General features: G+C 43.8%; 15 protein-coding genes. 11 read left to right on the top strand and 4 right to left on the bottom strand.

Translation table 11 applies throughout. The features are described from left to right. Nucleotides 1-229: 229 nt before the first annotated feature. From L2730_RS18425 to L2730_RS18405, 5 genes are all read left to right on the top strand, one after another. Nucleotides 230-2,989 carry a TonB-dependent receptor plug domain-containing protein gene (locus L2730_RS18425; protein WP_248975921.1) on the top strand — a complete coding sequence of 920 codons (2,760 nt, stop codon included), beginning with the start codon at nucleotides 230-232 and terminating at the stop codon, nucleotides 2,987-2,989. A gap of 160 nt (nucleotides 2,990-3,149) precedes the next feature. Continuing rightward, the gene (locus tag L2730_RS18420) at nucleotides 3,150-4,493 is read left to right on the top strand and encodes an alkaline phosphatase (RefSeq protein ID WP_248975920.1); all 1,344 of its coding nucleotides are present in this window, start codon (nucleotides 3,150-3,152) and stop codon (nucleotides 4,491-4,493) included. Nucleotides 4,494-4,689: 196 nt separating this feature from the next. Continuing rightward, on the top strand, nucleotides 4,690-5,385 hold the full coding sequence (aqpZ, locus tag L2730_RS18415) for an aquaporin Z (RefSeq protein ID WP_248975919.1): 696 nt from the start codon (nucleotides 4,690-4,692) through the stop codon (nucleotides 5,383-5,385). Nucleotides 5,386-5,518: 133 nt separating this feature from the next. Beyond that, the gene (locus tag L2730_RS18410; protein ID WP_248975918.1) at nucleotides 5,519-5,899 is read left to right on the top strand and encodes a DUF2750 domain-containing protein; all 381 of its coding nucleotides are present in this window, start codon (nucleotides 5,519-5,521) and stop codon (nucleotides 5,897-5,899) included. A gap of 67 nt (nucleotides 5,900-5,966) precedes the next feature. Continuing rightward, the gene (locus L2730_RS18405; protein ID WP_428848470.1) at nucleotides 5,967-6,410 is read left to right on the top strand and encodes a hypothetical protein; all 444 of its coding nucleotides are present in this window, start codon (nucleotides 5,967-5,969) and stop codon (nucleotides 6,408-6,410) included. A gap of 375 nt (nucleotides 6,411-6,785) precedes the next feature. On the opposite strand, the gene erpA is transcribed toward L2730_RS18405, so the two are convergent. Both erpA and L2730_RS18395 read right to left on the bottom strand, forming a co-directional pair. Then, on the bottom strand, nucleotides 6,786-7,136 hold the full coding sequence (erpA, locus tag L2730_RS18400; RefSeq protein WP_020913868.1) for an iron-sulfur cluster insertion protein ErpA: 351 nt from the start codon (nucleotides 7,134-7,136) through the stop codon (nucleotides 6,786-6,788). Continuing rightward, nucleotides 7,129-7,932: a DUF6776 family protein gene (locus tag L2730_RS18395; RefSeq protein ID WP_248975917.1), complete on the bottom strand. Its 804-nt coding sequence runs from the start codon at nucleotides 7,930-7,932 to the stop codon at nucleotides 7,129-7,131. The genes erpA and L2730_RS18395 overlap by 8 nt, the downstream gene beginning before the upstream one ends. A 66-nt stretch (nucleotides 7,933-7,998) precedes the next feature. Here L2730_RS18395 and L2730_RS18390 point away from each other — a divergent pair, with 66 nt between their 5' ends. Continuing rightward, nucleotides 7,999-9,714, top strand: a complete 1,716-nt coding sequence (locus tag L2730_RS18390) for a chloride channel protein (RefSeq protein ID WP_248975916.1) — start codon at nucleotides 7,999-8,001, stop codon at nucleotides 9,712-9,714. A 305-nt stretch (nucleotides 9,715-10,019) separates the two neighbouring features. Here L2730_RS18390 and L2730_RS18385 read toward each other — a convergent pair whose 3' ends face one another. Further along, nucleotides 10,020-10,853: a hypothetical protein gene (locus L2730_RS18385; RefSeq protein ID WP_248975915.1), complete on the bottom strand. Its 834-nt coding sequence runs from the start codon at nucleotides 10,851-10,853 to the stop codon at nucleotides 10,020-10,022. Between the two features lie 451 nt (nucleotides 10,854-11,304). Between L2730_RS18385 and L2730_RS18380 the strand changes: the two genes are divergently transcribed. The 5 genes from L2730_RS18380 (at nucleotide 11,305) to L2730_RS18360 (ending at nucleotide 15,059) form a co-directional block, all read left to right on the top strand. After that, on the top strand, nucleotides 11,305-11,625 hold the full coding sequence (locus L2730_RS18380) for a c-type cytochrome (RefSeq protein ID WP_248975914.1): 321 nt from the start codon (nucleotides 11,305-11,307) through the stop codon (nucleotides 11,623-11,625). Next, a complete protein-coding gene (locus L2730_RS18375) occupies nucleotides 11,625-12,851 on the top strand; it encodes a sulfite oxidase (protein WP_248975913.1) in 1,227 nt (408 codons plus the stop codon). Before L2730_RS18380 ends, L2730_RS18375 begins: the two co-directional genes overlap by 1 nt. Continuing rightward, nucleotides 12,851-13,258: a cytochrome C gene (locus L2730_RS18370; RefSeq protein WP_248975934.1), complete on the top strand. Its 408-nt coding sequence runs from the start codon at nucleotides 12,851-12,853 to the stop codon at nucleotides 13,256-13,258. The genes L2730_RS18375 and L2730_RS18370 overlap by 1 nt, the downstream gene beginning before the upstream one ends. 1 nt (nucleotide 13,259) lies before the next feature. Next, nucleotides 13,260-13,667, top strand: a complete 408-nt coding sequence (locus L2730_RS18365; protein WP_248975912.1) for a c-type cytochrome — start codon at nucleotides 13,260-13,262, stop codon at nucleotides 13,665-13,667. A gap of 534 nt (nucleotides 13,668-14,201) precedes the next feature. Beyond that, nucleotides 14,202-15,059, top strand: a complete 858-nt coding sequence (locus L2730_RS18360) for a glucosaminidase domain-containing protein (RefSeq protein WP_428848472.1) — start codon at nucleotides 14,202-14,204, stop codon at nucleotides 15,057-15,059. A gap of 61 nt (nucleotides 15,060-15,120) precedes the next feature. Here the strand turns inward: L2730_RS18360 and L2730_RS18355 are convergent, their stop codons facing one another. Further along, a complete protein-coding gene (locus tag L2730_RS18355) occupies nucleotides 15,121-16,983 on the bottom strand; it encodes a methyl-accepting chemotaxis protein (RefSeq protein WP_248975910.1) in 1,863 nt (620 codons plus the stop codon). Nucleotides 16,984-17,255: the final 272 nt, after the last annotated feature.

Here is a 17,255-nt window from a genome sequence, read left to right as displayed (position 1 = left end):
ATTACAAATAAAACATAGTAACTCATTAATAAAAAAGAAAATAGATATTAAATAGATATATAAACAACGAAGAAACGACCCGCAAAACATTGCTGCAAATTAACAAAGAATTTACAAGTATCCTCAGAGCAAAACTGATGAGTGTGAATAACACCGAAAAACAAAGCTTCTATAAAAATAGCCAGTAAATATCCTAATTAAAATGGCTTACAAAACGAAAGGATGACAGATGAAACGATCAATATTGAGTATGGCGATTGCGCTTGCCACCATAACTCCTGCTACAACGTTCGCAGCAGAAACACTGCAAAATCAAAATGCCGAAGAGCCGATGGAAAAAATCGAAGTTACCGGTTCACGAATTAAGCGGGCTGACTTTGAAGGGGTTGCCCCTGTTACTGTCATCTCAGCAGATGAGATAGCCAATAGCGGATTAACCTCTATCGCGGAAGTATTACAATCATCAATTGCCAGCAGCGGCGGCTCTTTAAATGGAGAGAGCGATGGCTTTACCGACAGTGCAAGCTCAGTCAATTTACGTGGAATGGGTGCCAACCGAACCCTAGTGCTTATCAATGGCCGTCGACAAGCTTCATTTCCAAGCGCGGCAGGTGGCACTTCAAACTTTGTTGACGTGTCAGATATCCCAACCGCCGCCGTTGAGAGAATTGAAATTCTAACCGGCGGTGCATCTGCAATTTATGGCTCTGATGCTGTTGGTGGTGTAGTAAACATCATCCTTAAAACTGAATATGAAGGAGCCAAGGTCGCAGCCAAATATAACGACCCAACGCAAGGTGGCGGTGAACAGCTAGACCTCTCTTATCTACAAGGTTTTAATACTGAGAATAGCCAGACACTGGTCATGCTCGAATACAAAAATGTAAAACAGATCCAAACCTATCAAAGAGATCTCTTCTATAGCCCAGCTTATTATGAAGATGACGAGGGTGAAACACGTTGGGGAGCGGGTCCATATGGAGATGCTTCAGCATCAAGCTGGGCGTCGTGGGTTCGTGATTACGATAAAGTCTATACCAGTGACAAATATAGCCCTGTTGATCAAGCCCAATGTAGTAGCCTCTTTGGCGATAAGGGGATCTACACCCCTGTAGGAAAGTATGATTGTTACTATGATAAGTACGCGGATCGTGGCTTACAGTCAGCTTATGATCGCCTCAACTTAGTCCTCAGTAGCACTTATGATCTCAATAGTGATTGGCAGCTATACGGCATGGTCAATGCTTCATATAAAGAGTCCACCAAATATAAAGATGAAAAAGGATTCGGCGCTTACATCTATGAAGATACCGCTTCGGGTGCACTAAGCTATGAAAAAACCGACTTTGATGACTACAACAAATTCCAAATGCGTCGCCGCATGGAAGAGTATCCAGGCACACGAACCTATGACACTCAAAATACCAAAGCCGCCATCTCATTTGGTATTGATGGCGCAATCGGCGACTACGAACTAGATGTCTCTTGGTCAAGTAGCTACAACAAGTACGAGAAGCAAAACCATCACATGGTTAAGGCAGATGCTCTGCTGGAAATGGTCACGTTTGACCCGAATAATGCAGATCTCAGTAAATGGTATCCCAATAACAAGCTGACCACTGAACAAGCTGAATCTTTGATTGGTGACTCGACCAAAGAGTCAGACTCTAGCATGCACCAGTTACAAGCCGTATTTACCGGCGACTTAATGGAGCTGTCGGCGGGTACAGTCGGATTTGCAACCACTGCAGAATGGGCGCGTGAAGGTTATGAGGATACCTTAGACGCTACGACCACCAGCGGCGGTTATATCGGCATGGGCGGCACAGGCGGTAAGGGAGACCGAGATCGAGTGGCTATTGCTGGCGAGTTACAGATCCCACTGCTGGCAGACATTACGGCTGTAAAATCATTAGAGCTATCAGCTGCGCTGCGTTACGACCATTACTTAGATGACTCTAGTGTTGGCGGCGCCACTACACCACAAGTTGGGCTTATGTATCGTCCAATTGACGAAGTATTAGTCCGCGCTAACTGGGGTAAGAGCTTTAGAGCACCGGATATGCATCGCCTATATGCAGGGATCACCCGCAGCTTTGGTACTACAGAGTACCCTCACCCTACAATTCCAGGTGAGGTCTACGAAGATCAATACGATGGTATTAGTTCAGGCAATATCAATCTGACGGAAGAGAAAGGTGATTTTTGGAACTTAGGTTTAGTCGCCAATATCACCGACAATGCCGATCTAACCTTAGATTGGTGGAATATCGAACTTGAAGGTGCGGTAAAAACTATCTCAACTGATGAAATGCGTGATGATCCGGCCCAATACGACCAAACGGGTAACTACACCAGCTGTGACCAAATGAATGTTGTAGGTTATCTTAACGAGTTTGATGATGATGGCATCGAAAACTTAGCGTGTATGCGAAAAGGCCCTATTAACAGTGCTTATGAAGCCTCTGAAGGTATTGATGCAAGCTTTAACTATCAGTTCCCAGAAACAGTTGCCGGTGAGTTCAAGCTTAAAGTTAGTGCATCATACTTAATTAAGAAAGAGTACCAAGAGACCCTTGATAGCGAAATTGAGGAACAGACTGAAACCGATTACTTCCCTAAATGGAAAGGCAAAGCGAGCTTAAATTGGAAGATGGAAGACTTCTCCGCGACTTTAGCCTACTACTACACAGGCGAAGCTAAAGGCACCGACACCTTTACCCTTATCGACGCAGATGGTGAAGAGTATGAAGAAGATGATTACACCGACACGTTGGGCGCGTACCAAACTTTAAACTTAACACTAAGCTACAGTACACCTTGGGATGGTAAGTTTACGGCGGGTGTAAAGAACCTAACAGATGAAATGCCACCTTTATACGATGAGCGAAATGATGAGCACAACAGCTGGCCATTCTATGAAGAGGACAACAGCAGTTATTCAGCCGTAGGCCGCAGCGTGTTCTTCGGTTACTCACAAAAATTCTAACAGCACCCTTTTGGCGCCTTGTTCCTTCTTGGCGCCTTTTTTTATTCAATTTAGATGCCTTAGTTTAAGCCTTAGACCCCAAACAAATGTTCTAACGAATACTACGACTTAAGTAAATGCTATCTAAACGACTTTTACATTTCTAATTAGGGATATTTCTATGCAGTACTTATTGAAACCCTCTGCACTACTGTTATCACTATTCACTCTTTTCAGCGCTCACTCAGCCAGCACGTTGGCAACAACATCAAAACTAACAGTACCAAAAAACATCATCTACGTGATCGGTGATGGTATGGGGCCAGCTTACACCTCCGCCTACCGCTACTTTAATGATGATCCAAACACAAGGGCGGTGGAAAAAACCATCTTCGACCAACTGTTGGTAGGCATGTCGAGTACCTACCCTGATGATGACACCTACGTTACCGACTCAGCAGCTGCAGCAACGGCGCTAGCCACCAGCCATAAGACCTATAATGGCGCGATTGCAGTAACGAAAGAGCAGCAACCTTTAATGACCTTACTCGAACAAGCCAAAGCGGCTAATAAAACCACTGCTGTAGTGGTTACCTCACAAATAAACCACGCGACGCCGGCAAGCTTTCTGGCACATAACGAGCATCGTCGTAACTATAATGAGATCGCGGATAGCTACCTAACAAATCTTATAAATGGTCAACCGATAGCAGATCTAATGTTTGGTGGGGGGCAGCAATACTTTGTCCGTGATGACAAAGACCTTACCAAAGGCTTTATCAAGTTTGGCTATCATTACATCGACAATATCGCGGATCTAGAACAACTGAACCAGTTTCCCGCTCTCGGGCTATTTGCTCCTAAAGGCTTAAAGCCCGCACTTGGCAGTGAATACCCTCAACGTTTAATGCAGATGACAGATAAAGCACTGCAACTCGCAAGCGCACAAAAAAAGCCCTTTTTAATGATGGTCGAAGCCAGTCAAATTGATTGGTGTGGCCACAGCAACGATATTAGCTGCGCAATGGCAGAGATGGATGACTTAGCCAAGACGGTGACATTAATAAAAGCCTATATCGATACCCATCCAGATACCCTGCTGGTGATGACTGCCGATCATTCCACTGGTGGCCTCAGCTTAGGCCGAGCTGGCACTTATCAATGGAAAGGCCAAGCACTAAAGCAAGTGACCATGATGCCAAGCGCGATTGCAGAAAAAATGCTGCAAACTGAGCAACCTATTTCACTTTGGCAACAAACCACTCAATTACCACTCACTAAAGAGCAAGATGCTCGACTTATCAAGAACGTTGCCGATGCTAAATTTGAAAAAAAGCCAACAAAGTATCTGACCCGTTTTATAAAGCAACTCATTGATGAAATCACTTATACAGGCTGGACAACGAGTGGTCACGATGGCGTTGACGTTCAGGTTTTTGCTTATGGCAAGGGGCACAAGGCGTTTACTGGTCATCAAGACAATACCGATATTGCAGCAATATTGATGCAGATGGTAAGCCAGTAACTTATAGGCGCTAAGCTCAGCCACGCTTGCTGCTCTCTATATCAAGCGTGATGACAATCATCAAATTAACATTTATTCAAATTATGCTTTATATTCAATAGCAGTGCGTGAACTTTACATATAAACCACATAATGGATATTGTCGCCTAGACGATTCATTGAGGTATGTCGGTCAAATCGAAAAGGATTAAGACTTATGAATATAACTCAAAAAATGGCGGCTGAATTTATCGGCACATTGTGGTTAGTATTAGGGGGCTGTGGCAGCGCAGTGTTAGCCGCAGCTTTTCCTGACGTTGGCATTGGCTTACTCGGAGTCGCCTTTGCCTTTGGTCTGACTGTATTAACCATGGCCTACGCCATTGGTCATATATCGGGATGTCACCTCAACCCCGCGGTTTCATTTGGCTTGTGGGCCGGTGGCCGTTTTCCGGCATCAGAGCTGGCACCCTATATTATCGCCCAAGTATTGGGTGGTATCGCAGGTGCAGGTATTCTATATCTAATAGCCTCTGGCCAAGATGGTTTTAGCCTTGCTGGCGGCTTTGCCTCTAATGGCTTTGGCGAACACTCCCCTGGTGGGTATAGCCTAACTGCTGCGTTGGTGTGTGAGGTGGTAATGACGTTATTTTTCCTTATCATTATTTTAGGCGCCACCGATGACCGAGCGCCAAAAGGTTTTGCCCCCATTGCTATTGGTTTGGGACTCACCCTTATCCACTTGATTAGTATTCCGGTAACCAATACCTCTGTGAACCCTGCTCGCAGTACCGGTCCTGCGCTGTTTGTTGGTGATTGGGCACTGTCTCAGCTGTGGCTATTTTGGCTCGCCCCCATTGCGGGCGCCATACTCGCAGGCATTATTTATAAGTTCTTTAATGCAAAAACATAGCAATCCCCAAAACAGAGCTGAATAGGCTCTGTTTTCTTTTTCATTGCGGCATGAAATGTTACTATCCACAGCAATTCGGCGCATTGCGTGCATAGCTTACGCTCGCCCCCTTTAAAATGAAGAGACGTACACCATGAGCAACAAAAGCAAAAGCTTAAAGCAAATTACTGAAATGACGCCAGAATCTCGTTACGACTACCTTGTTGAGCAAGTTAAAGAGCACAAAACCTTATGGTCTCTACAAGACCTAGACGGTTGTGTAATGCTTACCACCGATGATGAAGACTGCATCCCAATGTGGCCAACAGAAGAAGCGGCTGCACTTTGGGCTGTTGATGACTGGAAAGATTGCCAAGCTTTAGCAATCCCCCTTGATGAATGGTTAGAGCGTTGGGTGCCAGGTATGCAGGATGATGACTTGTTTGTTGCTGTATTCCCAGTACAGGATGATTTAGGTGTGGTGATCCCACCTTACGAACTTGAAGAGCGTTTAGCCCCTAAAAAGCGTCACTAATTTCTATCGTTTTATGGCTAGCGATTCGCTAGCCTTTATTCCCTACCGTCTGCAAAGAGATTAAAAAGTGGAAACTAAAAATACCGCTAACAATACTACCGCACCAACCAAAGTGAGCATGCCCAAACGGCTTATCGCGCTACTTGCTTTTTTAGTGATAATTTCAGTCAGTGGCTTACTTGCCAAACAAGGTGTGCTGTTTTGTATATTGACCCTATTTATGGTGCTGGCAATTATTGGCAGACAAAAAGCAGCGTTAATCATGCTACGGGTATACACTTCATTGCAATTGGCTATCGTTAGCATCTTGCCAGTCGTATTGTACGACCCTGAAAACCTTGCAGCTTCAGGCCCTTCAAGTTTTGCTATCGGCAGCTTTAAAGCTCAAGTGCCAGACTGGATAATATTTAGCATATTGATTATATTAGCGATAGTACAAGTGTGGATTGCGTTCACAGCTAAAGTTGGCTCATACTTTAATCGAAAAGTGGATCTTAATATTATGCGTTGACTAGGGGCTGTTGATCTTTCGAGCTTAGTTTTTGTTCGGTTCTTTACCGTAAGGAATAATGCTTCTAGTACAAGGCTTGAGCGATAAAGCTTAGCCGGCTAAGTGAAAAGCTCATAACACATTCTAGTCATAAAAGAATAGAAGCATTGAATCGAACCCAAAGGGCCGCGTTTCTTGGCTATTTTTACTGTGTTGTAGACTATTTGTGGAGAATAACTAAACGGCATAGCCTCCGCCTTGTCAAAATAGCCAATAAACTGCGGCAAAAACAACCGTGAAAGATCAACAGCCCCAAGTATTGAGTACCCAGACACAAAAAAGCCGTCTATTGACGGCTTTTTAATGGACGGAACTGACTCTCAGTAAGCGATTGACTTATACTGAGAAACTAGCACCACAACCACAGGTTGTCGTCGCGTTTGGATTCTTTACAAAAAAGCGTGATCCCTCAAGGCCTGAAGTGTAATCCACTTCACCGCCAACAAGGTATTGCAGGCTCATAGGGTCAACAACTAACTGAACACCCTGCTTCTCTACAGTAAAGTCACCTTCATTTACTTTCTCATCGAAAGTGAAACCATATTGGAAACCTGAGCAACCGCCACCAGTTACGTATACACGTAATTTAAGGGCATCGTTTTCTTCTTCATCGAGCAAGGTTTTTACTTTTAATGCAGCCGCATCAGTAAAGCTAATTGGCAAAGCATCTTCAGCTTGTTCAGTCATTACTACCTCTTACATCTATTTGCTGTGCAGAATTATCTAATACCTGACCGTTTTGTTCAAGTAATATGCTCTGCTCATTTTCATTCACAAGTAATTCTTGTGAACTATATTCCTGTTCAGTCTGTGACCCTTTAGTCCAGCGACTTGCTGGAACAACGACCTTAGCCTTCACTCTAGATAAGATGAAGCCTTCAGGTAAAGTAAATTCTGTTTCTAGAACCTGAAAATAGGTAAACTTAAATTTGAACGCTGCTTCACTTAATTCAGATAACTTAATGGTTTTAGCCTTACCATCTTGCAGACCGATAAAGCTCACTTCGCTGCGCCCCGACACTGAACGCCGACGCTTTTCAAGTTGAGTCAGCACCAATTTAACACGGTACTGACGTGGCAATAGCTCAGGTATCAACTCTAAACCATTAATCGCTATGCCTTCAGCGCTGTTTTCTGGCGCCATCACGCTACGGTAAAATGCCAGCTCACGAGAAAGCTCCTTCTGCTTAGCTTCTTGCTCAACAAACATCGCTTGCATGTTACTGTTGGCTTCTCGCTCGAGTGCCAATTCAATATTGCGCGCAGCTAACGTATCAGCCTGCTCCTTTAACAGCGCGTTAAACTCTTGGGTTCGATCTGCCTGTTGCTCGACTTTTGGCGTAAAATAACGAGAACCAACATCAAAACACAACGCCCCTAGAACAAAAGCAGTGACAATCAATAAAAATAAATAAACACTAGAGGTACGAAATTGTCGCTCAATCACTTGCAAGCGATCAAGCCAACGATGATAATTTGCCATTAAGTAACAGCCCCTTAATAAAAACCTCACATTCAAATATAAATGTGACAATCAAAAATTTTGGAAATGTCTGTGTATCAAACAATCGTTAAAATGCAGCAGCAAGTTAAAAAGTATCTCAGTACTGAACTTAAAGACACGCTTTCTCAAGCGAAGGTAAGTGTTCAGCTGTGTCTACTTGCATTGCTTTTTGCCTTGTTTGCATCAGGTGTCATCCTGCTTTTTAGATTACTCTTAGTTTGGTTTGACACCTATACCCAGACTCAGGCTCTGAATTTTACGGATATCATCGATGACTGGCGAGTGTTATTGCCGCTTTTCGGATCTTTTTTGATCTGGGGCGTAGCAAAAATGGGATCTAAACGATATAAACGCATGGGAATTGCCTACGTAATTCATCGCGTTAAGCTGCATTATGGCAAAATTCCACTGCAATCAGCCCCGGGTCAGTTCTTTCAAGCGCTGTTTGCCCTAGCAACTAACTTCTCTGTTGGCCGTGAAGGTCCAGCGATTCATCTCGGCGCCGTCAGTGCTAGCGTACTCGCTGAAAAATTCAAACTGCCCGATAACAGTGTCCGTATTATGTGTGCCAGCGGTATCGCTGCTGGTATCGCAGCCATTTTCAACGCGCCGTTAGCAGCGGTTATTTTTGTATTTGAAGTGGTGCTGCGTGAATACAAAATTCACTACTTTTTCCCAGTAATGATCTCTGCTATTTGCGGCGCATTAAGCAGTCAGATAGTTTTTGGTAATGTGCATGAGTTTGAACAGATAGGTGCAGCAGTCATTCCCCTTAGCCAGTACCCACTGCTAGCTCTATTTGGCATTGTACTGGGTTGTATTGCGGCCTTTTTTAACCGCTCGCTACTGAGCATTACCGCAATGGGTCAAAAGTGGCCATTAATGCAAAGGCTACTGCTGGCTGGAGCCATTACCACTTTAGTTGGGCTGGTGTTACCACAAGCTATTGGTAGCGGCGAACTGGCCATTGCAGAAACAATTAGTGAGCACCCAAGCATTTTATTTTTAAGCGCAATACTCATTGGCAAGATGGTGGCCACAATAGCTGCAATAGGACTTGGGATCCCTGGCGGTTTAATCGGTCCTTTATATGGTATAGGCGCCCTGCTCGGTACAATACTCGGCTTAATTTGTGCTATGTGGTTCCCATCGATTGCGCCTTATATTGGCCTTTACACCATTATTGGGATGACAGGCATGATGGGAGTTTGTTTAAGTGCACCACTAGCTGCTCTAGTCGCCCTGATAGAATTGACTGATAACGCTTCTATCATTTTGCCGTCAATGTTTGTCGTTATTCCTGCGTTCTTAATCTCACACCAAGGGTTTAAAACCAAATCAATCTTCTTCAAGCAGCTTGAAATAATGGGGCTTGGTTATAAAGTCGCGCCAGTGAACCTAGGTCTACAAAAGGTTGGTGTACGCCACCTTATGGATAAGCGGTTTGTGATTGTTCGCGACGATGATGAGTTACTATTAGAAGTGCTAAAACGTGCTGAAGGTCGCTCAGTATTAGCACGTAATACCAACAATGAAGTAGAGATGCTCCAACTTGAACTGCAAGCCAGCGATACTGCCACTACATTAACGAGGCATCCGATCCAGGGAATAGCAGATACAGCCACCCTTAATGAGGTTTACCTGTGCTTATCTAAAGAGCGACGCGGTGAGGTCTACATATATCAAGATAATGCAGACAATATAGTTGGCGTGATCAACTGGGCAACACTCCAAAAAGAGATCCGCTTAGGGCAGGTGTAAGTAACAAAACTTAGCTTAGATTGCTAGGGTCAGTTGATCTTTCATAGTTGTTTTTAAAGCAATTTATTGGCTATTTTGGCAAGGCTGAGGCTATGTAGTGTCGTCATTCTCCACAAATAGCCGTTAACGCAGAAGAAATAGCCAAGAAATGCCGTCCTTTGGATTCGTTTCATTGCTTCTATTCTTTTATGACTAGAATGCGTTATGAGCTCTTCACTTAGCTGGCTAAGCGTCATCGCTCAAGCCTTGCACTAGAAGCATTATTCCTTACGGTAAAGAATCGAATAAAAACTAAGCTCGAAAAATCAACAGGCCCTAGTCATACTTTGTCGCGATAATCGTTTTTGAAGCAAGGCCAAGAGTAACAAGTATAATGTTGCCGCAACAAATGCCAATACGGTCCCCAATCCCAAGCCTAGCGTTGAATATAAATGAGCAACGCACACGGCATAAATTAACAAACAACCCAAGCCAAATGGATAGTGCTTGATAATCGTGTGTACCTGCTTACTACCATATGTAAGATGAATAATGATTAAAAATGGGAAAAGAGTGATAGGGAAGGCTGATAATAACCCAGACCAATTCGGACCAATTAGTTTTGCCACACCGGTAATGGCAATAACAATTGCCGCTGCTGCGATTGCACGGAGCAGTAACCCCCACCCTTTTAACGTCGTTGTAGCCGCTACTCTTGTATCTTGAATTTTCCTGAGCAAGTAACCAAACACAGCAATAGCACTTATTGACAAAAGTAAGCTTGGAATTATAGCCAGTTCAAACCAAGCCAATAAAAGCCCAACAAAGAGAAAAGCAATAATGCTGCACAACGAGGTAATGCAGGCATTCATCGGCACTGATACCTGTTTAACATTATTATCCAATGCCGATGAGACTTGATAGTAGACATAAACTAAAGCTAGCGAAGCACTAAAGCCTGAAAGGGTAAACACGGCGCTGCTAGCCGCAAATTGCTCACCATTCTCTAGCCCGATATAGAAAAGGGCAATAGCCGTTCCTAATGGGTAACCCGATAAGATCCCTGCAACCTTAGGGCTAACATGTTCAGCGATGAAAGAGAGGCCGAGCACTGCAAAAATTGAGACTAAAATTTTTGAAATAAAAATCAGTTCAAACATCGACTAGGCCTTAAATACATCACTTCAGTTGAAGCTAACCTTCACATAGCCGCGAATAAAACACCACCTAATAATCAGCTCATTATCAGTTAAATGGCTCTAATCTCGATAAGTCAGCGGCTCTCCTAGCAAGCTATTGCGACAAGTTCAATAACTAAGCAATAGTAATTCCTCGCATTAACGTTCTATTTAAACGAACAAATTCCGCCTATACAAGCCATTTACCTTCTATAAAACCGGTTCTTTTAGAACTTTTTATAACTTTTTACAGGCTATAGATCACATTTATCTGTAATTTTACGATCTCAATCGCTGATACAGCTTTTGATAACTATTAAAAAACATTAGAGCCCTATGTTGTCGCTCAAGCACGCGAGTCATTAAGAGCGCGATACGAAAAGGGCGCTATTCACTTTGTGAAAATAATTACTTCCCCCGAAAAGGGCTATTTATGAGTGTTATGAAAATTAAGTTAGCTGTATTTATTTTTGTACTCGCACCACTTGCAGGACAAGTGACGCAGTTACAGGCACAAGAAAGTCAGAAATTGCTGCACATGTGTATCGCCTGTCACGGTGAAGATGGCAGTAACAATTACAGCTCAATCCCTAATCTAAAGGGGCAAAACGCTGCCTATATGGTCGAACAATTAAAGCAGTTTAAATCAGGCCAACGGCCGGATAAGACGATGAGCAAGGTCGCAAAACTGCTAACCGAAGAGCAGATGCAACAGATGGCAAACTACTTCTATACAGGAAAGGAACAACACTAATGGCTATCGATAGACGAAATTTTCTAAAAGGTGCTGTTGCAACCTCAGTATCAGTAATGCTGCCTACAAGTTGGGCATTTGCGCAAAACCGCCCTGCAGGAATGGCACCGCTTGATGTATCAGCGGTCACCTGGTCGAAAGTCGATGACCTACCTAGCCATTTTAAAGTATTGAATTCAAATCCACTCAACGCGTTTCCACCTGAGCACCTGCTTGCTCCAGTAAAAACACCTGCAGATGTCGCATTTATTCGTTGGAATGGACAGATGCCGAATTTTGCAGAGATTGATGCAGACACTTGGGAGTTCACCGTTGATGGCGAGTCAATTGAAACACCAAAGACCTACACCATTGCCGAGCTCAAGCAAAAATTTAAAACCGTCACCCAACAACTGGTATTAGAGTGTGGCGGCAATAGCCGTGAGAACTTCTACCCCAATGCCAAAGGCAACCAATGGAGTAATACTGCGGTTTTCTGCGCAGAATGGACTGGGGTTTTAGTCAAAGACGTACTTGCTGATTGTGGCGTTAAAAGCGATGCGGTATACACGGCGCACTATGGTGCTGATAAACACATTAGCGGCAAAGGAGCCGCCATTTCACGTGGGGTGCCTATTGAAGCCGCCATGAATGAAAACGCTATGATTGCTTGGGGTATGAACGGCGAAGATATTCCGTATATGCATGGCTACCCTTTACGGATTGTTTTTGGTGGTCGCCCTGGCTCAGTTTCACAAAAATGTGCCGTAGGTATGGGCGTTAGAGACCGTGTTCACGATGGTAAAAAAATGGCAGCTCCAGCTTATCAAGTGCCAACCAATCCAGTAGCTCCAGGTGAGAAAGTCGACAATAAGGACTTTAAAATCATTGAAGAGATGATCGTAAAGTCACTTATTACAGCACCACAAACAGGTGGAGAACTCACTTTAGGTGACACTTTGCAAGTTAGCGGGCATGCCTGGGCAGGCACCCGTGACGTGGCTAAAGTTGAAGTCAGCTATGACTACGGCACAACATGGCAGACCGCAGCGTTAACCAAAGCAGTAAACCCAATGGCTTGGCAGCAGTGGAATATTGAACTCAAGCTACCGCAAACTGGCTACTACGAAATCTGGGCCCGCGCAACGGATGCAAAAGGCGATACTCAACCAATGGTGCAACCGCAGTGGAATCCTAAAGGCTATCTCTTTAACGGCTGTCATCGTGTCGCAGTAAGGGTCGTATGATGAGAAAAGCACTCTTTTCCATCGCAGTGCTAAGCACAATACTTATGCCTGCTGCGATGGCCGCGGACTCGATTCAAGTCAAAAGCTATCCGGTTGACCCGACTACTGGACTAATTATGGCGCCAGGATGGGAAGTGGTTAAGCAGCAATGCAACGCCTGCCACACTAGCCTAATTATTCCACAGAATGTTGGTAGCCGAGAAGTGTGGCGAGAAACGATTCAGTGGATGATCGACACTCAGGGGCTTTGGGACTTGTCTGATACTTGGGAACCTGTACTTGATTACCTTGAAACCTATTACAACGAAACAGGCATTGATATGAAGATCTTCAGACGTAAGCCTTTGGATGCAAACAAAATGCCGCCCATGCCGATAAAGCTATCGCCAGCCATCAAGGAGCATTAATGTGCAGCACTCTCTATTAAAAATTGCCTGCTGCAGTACCCTGCTGACAAGCTTAGTAATCGGTAATGTAGAAGCTCAAGACAACTCCTTCAAAGAGACGCTTGCTCTCAAAGAGTTAGCTTTAGAAAGTGAGCTGCTCAACTATCAGGCCGATGCAAGTAAAGGCGAGGTGTTAGCTAACCAACGCTGTGTTGCTTGCCATGGTGACGCGATGCTAAAAATGATGTCTACTTATCCTAACCTAAAGGGGCAAAAAGGGGCTTATCTGTTTAAACAGCTAGTACAGTTTAAACGTGGTGAGCGCATAAATCCCATTATGCAAGGGCAAGCGAGCATGCTATCCGAAACTGAAATGAAAGATGTCGCACTCTATTATTCACAGCAAACCGCCGTTGACCTAAGCCAATAATTAACTGTCATCACCAAGCCCGGATACAACTCCGGGCTTATACTTTTGTTGTAACATTGCCGCCTTTTTATTGCCTCACACTACAACAACTAGCATGCTGAATAGCTGCGCCTATTCTATTCACTCTATATTCACCTCGCATTAAGCTTGATGGTGATATGCTGCCGCCACTTTAGTTAAGTTAATAGAATTCAAGAATATTGATCGATCTTCGACTAAATTTAAACGATAACCCACCCATTGCTAGTGCTTCATAAAAAGCAAATAAAGGACGCTTTAATGCTTAGAAAACCTCAAGTACAACTCGCGCTACTTGCTGCGGCTATTTTATCCCTCGTTTATGCGGCTAACTCTCAATTTAGCCCAGACAATGATAGCGCAGTCGTTAATACGGCAGAGTCAGTAAAAAAAGCTGAAGAAGCGGCTAAAGTGGTTGGCAATAAAAGCAGCAGTGAACAGCTCGATAATACAGCCTCAGAACAACGCCTTGTTGCAGCAGATCTTGCAACAAAAGAGGGGTCGACGCAGACCCAAATGAGCTTCATAAAAGTCTCTGATGACAGACCGACTCAGGCTCCTAAAGATGTTCAAATTAACTCTCTTGATGAACTTTCGACCCTGTTTGACTCTTTAAATTACAACACAAAGAGTTGGCAAGAGGGCAATCGAGAAGTTCCCAGACTGACCTTTGATTCAGTCAGTGAACGCTGGCAGGAAACCTCGAATAAAATTCCTGTTCAACAAAAAAAGATGGTATTTTTTCGATTGCTTGCGCCGCTAATCTTAATGGCTAACGAGAATATTTTACTAGAGAGGCGCTTAATTGAATCAGCTCCTTTAGATGACATTGTATTGCTCAATATCGCAGTGAAATATCGGATGATTAAGAGTGTTGATCAACCTATAACCGAACAGCAGCGGCAGCAATTGCTTGAAGAGATAGATATTCTGCCGCCGTCATTGGTATTAGTGCAAGCAGCTGAAGAGAGTGGCTGGGCAACTTCAAGGTTTACTATCGAAGGCAATGCATTTTTCGGCCAATGGGATTTCAGTGGTAACGGCATGATCCCTAAACAACAGCGAAAAGAACTTGGCAATTATGGTCTCGCCCGTTTTGATACTCCGTTAGCGTCTGTTGAAGGATATATGCTTAATCTCAATACCAATAATGCCTATAAGAAACTACGCAGTTTAAGAGCTAGCCTAAGGGCCAGTAACGCTCCCATAACCGGCATGGAACTCGCTGGAACCTTGGATAAATACTCAGAAAGAGGACAAGCTTATATCGATGGGATCAGACAGATGATTAGCTATAACAAGCTTGATCAAGTGGATGAGGCTTATTTAAGTGACGCCGCACCACTGCGTCTTGTCCCCAGAGCCTCCCCTTAGACAAGCTGCATAAAAAAGACTAGCAATTTAAGCTAGCCTTTTTATTGTTCTGGGCATGAGACTAGATCTTAAACTTACTCACTGCTCGTTGCAAAAACTCCGCTCGCTCTTTGACATTTTCTGTCGCTGCAGAGTTTTCAGCAGCGCTATCAGCTGTGGCTTGAGCGATATCTCTAATCACCACTACGTTTTTGTTTACCTCTGTCGCCACCATACTTTGCTCCTCAATCGCCGCAGCGATCTGAGTGCTCATATCCATAATATTGGTAACATCGTTGTTTATTTGTTGCAGTAGATCCCCAGCAGATGCTGCTTGCGCTGCACTTTCGCCTCCTTGAATACGGCTGGCGCTCATCACTTGTACAATTGAGCGAGTTCGACTTTGCAAAGCCTGAACAATATTGGAAATCTCTTCAGTAGACTCCTGTGTTCTCAGCGCTAAGCTACGCACTTCATCTGCAACAACAGCAAAGCCTCGCCCCTGCTCTCCTGCTCGTGCTGCTTCAATCGCTGCATTTAGGGCCAGTAAATTAGTCTGTTCGGCAATAGACTTAATTACACTCAACACACTGCCAATGGTTTCACTGTCTTTTTCAAGTTCATTCACCACAATGGAAGATTCGTTAATTTGCTGAGCCAATGACTCTATTTTCTCAATAGTTTGCTCAACGCCACGTTGACCGAGTTGAGCATTCTCGTGAGTGCTACTCGCTTTATTAGCGGCAAGTTCAGTGTTTTTAGCGATCTCTTCGATGGTGGCTCCCATTTCTGTTACCGCCGTAGCAACCATATCAGTCTCATTTAACTGACTCGCTACCCCTTCAGAAGCTCGCGTCACATTGCTTGCCAGTTCTTGACAGGACTGGTTCATGGTGTCAACTGACGTTGTGACCTGCTCAATAAGTTCCTGAAAGCTTTCAACCATACTATTGAAGTGCTTGGCAATTTGTCCAAGTTCATCATCACTGCTTTCATCACAGCGCATAGATAAGTCTTTATTGACTTCAATATGGGTGATCACTGCGGTGATCTGTTTAACCGGATCAATGATACTGCGAATAATCACAAATGTAGCAGCCGATAAAGCCAAAGCAATTAACACGGCTATTGATAAACCAAAGTAAAAAGCGGAATCTTCCTTCTCTTTAATCGCAGCACTCGCTAACGATTCGAGTTGATTAAGTGCGCTGTCTGTATTGGCTACCGCCTGCCTAAGCTCGCCCATTTCCCCTAGGGTGATGTTAAGTCCGAGCTGGCGCTCTTTGCTTACTAACTCTTTGAAATCAGCATTATATTGATTAATGAGTTTGGCGATGTTTTGTTGAGAAGCCGCTTCTACAGTTGACTGAGCTAACGCTTGATGAAACTGGTTGATCCCCGCATCAAATTTTGCGACATAACTTTCGCTACGTCTCAGCATAAAATCCTTCTCGGCGCGCCTAAGCTGTAACATTGCTACCATTAAACTAGGTTCGTCATGTTGCTTAACTAATGATTCCACCTGATGAACAGCGCTACGCAGCGTGCCATATAAACCAGACTTAGGCGTTAAACCAACCTCTTGGTTTAGTGCTACAACATTTTTAAATGTGTCGCTGTATAAAGTGAGGTCTTGATTGAAGGCAGTGAGTGCCTCTGTGGGAATATCGTGCCTGCTAAATATGCGCTGAAGGTCTTGGGTAAGCGCGTTAATATCATTATGGTTTGATTGATGTCTATCAACATATTTAAGATCTAACCGTGCAAGAAAGTCTTTCTCATCACGACGTAGACTTAACACTTCACTTTTTAGACTGGAGATCTCTTGCGAAGCTTTAGAGAGTTCTGATTGAACTTGGCCAAAATAAAGCTGTAAACCAAACATAGCAGCCAGTGCTGCAATCGACACCCCAGCGCTTAAAAGTAACTTATGACGGATCAACATATAACCCCCTACAGCAAGATAAAAACATCTAGCGAGCAACATTAACTAAAAGCGCAATTCTACAACATTAAGCTATTTTTCACCGCATATTTAATCGTTAAAACTAGTATTGTAGCTATTGACGGTTTAAAACCATAGCGACTGCAACGCCCAAAAAATAATAACCGATTGAGTCAATTACAATTCCCACGTCAAGACTGATGATATTTCAGTCATCCAACCAGTTTATTTAAACTACATTTTCGAACACTAAACCGCCATAAATTCAGTCA

Origin of the sequence: Shewanella kaireitica, from assembly GCF_023284045.1 — a bacterium.
In the GTDB taxonomy this organism is placed as follows: domain Bacteria; phylum Pseudomonadota; class Gammaproteobacteria; order Enterobacterales; family Shewanellaceae; genus Shewanella; species Shewanella kaireitica.
Note: the sequence above shows the minus strand (reverse complement) of the source record. Positions and strands in the feature narration are given on the sequence as shown.

Coding starts and splice junctions, on each gene's coding strand:
- L2730_RS18425 (WP_248975921.1), top strand. CDS start 230: ATGAAACGATCAATATTGAGTATGGCGATTGCGCTTGCCACCATAACT.
- L2730_RS18420 (WP_248975920.1), top strand. CDS start 3,150: ATGCAGTACTTATTGAAACCCTCTGCACTACTGTTATCACTATTCACT.
- aqpZ (WP_248975919.1), top strand. CDS start 4,690: ATGAATATAACTCAAAAAATGGCGGCTGAATTTATCGGCACATTGTGG.
- L2730_RS18410 (WP_248975918.1), top strand. CDS start 5,519: ATGAGCAACAAAAGCAAAAGCTTAAAGCAAATTACTGAAATGACGCCA.
- erpA (WP_020913868.1), bottom strand. CDS start 7,136: ATGACTGAACAAGCTGAAGATGCTTTGCCAATTAGCTTTACTGATGCG.
- L2730_RS18395 (WP_248975917.1), bottom strand. CDS start 7,932: ATGGCAAATTATCATCGTTGGCTTGATCGCTTGCAAGTGATTGAGCGA.
- L2730_RS18390 (WP_248975916.1), top strand. CDS start 7,999: ATGTCTGTGTATCAAACAATCGTTAAAATGCAGCAGCAAGTTAAAAAG.
- L2730_RS18385 (WP_248975915.1), bottom strand. CDS start 10,853: ATGTTTGAACTGATTTTTATTTCAAAAATTTTAGTCTCAATTTTTGCA.
- L2730_RS18380 (WP_248975914.1), top strand. CDS start 11,305: ATGAGTGTTATGAAAATTAAGTTAGCTGTATTTATTTTTGTACTCGCA.
- L2730_RS18375 (WP_248975913.1), top strand. CDS start 11,625: ATGGCTATCGATAGACGAAATTTTCTAAAAGGTGCTGTTGCAACCTCA.
- L2730_RS18370 (WP_248975934.1), top strand. CDS start 12,851: ATGAGAAAAGCACTCTTTTCCATCGCAGTGCTAAGCACAATACTTATG.
- L2730_RS18360 (WP_428848472.1), top strand. CDS start 14,202: ATGAGCTTCATAAAAGTCTCTGATGACAGACCGACTCAGGCTCCTAAA.
- L2730_RS18355 (WP_248975910.1), bottom strand. CDS start 16,983: ATGTTGATCCGTCATAAGTTACTTTTAAGCGCTGGGGTGTCGATTGCA.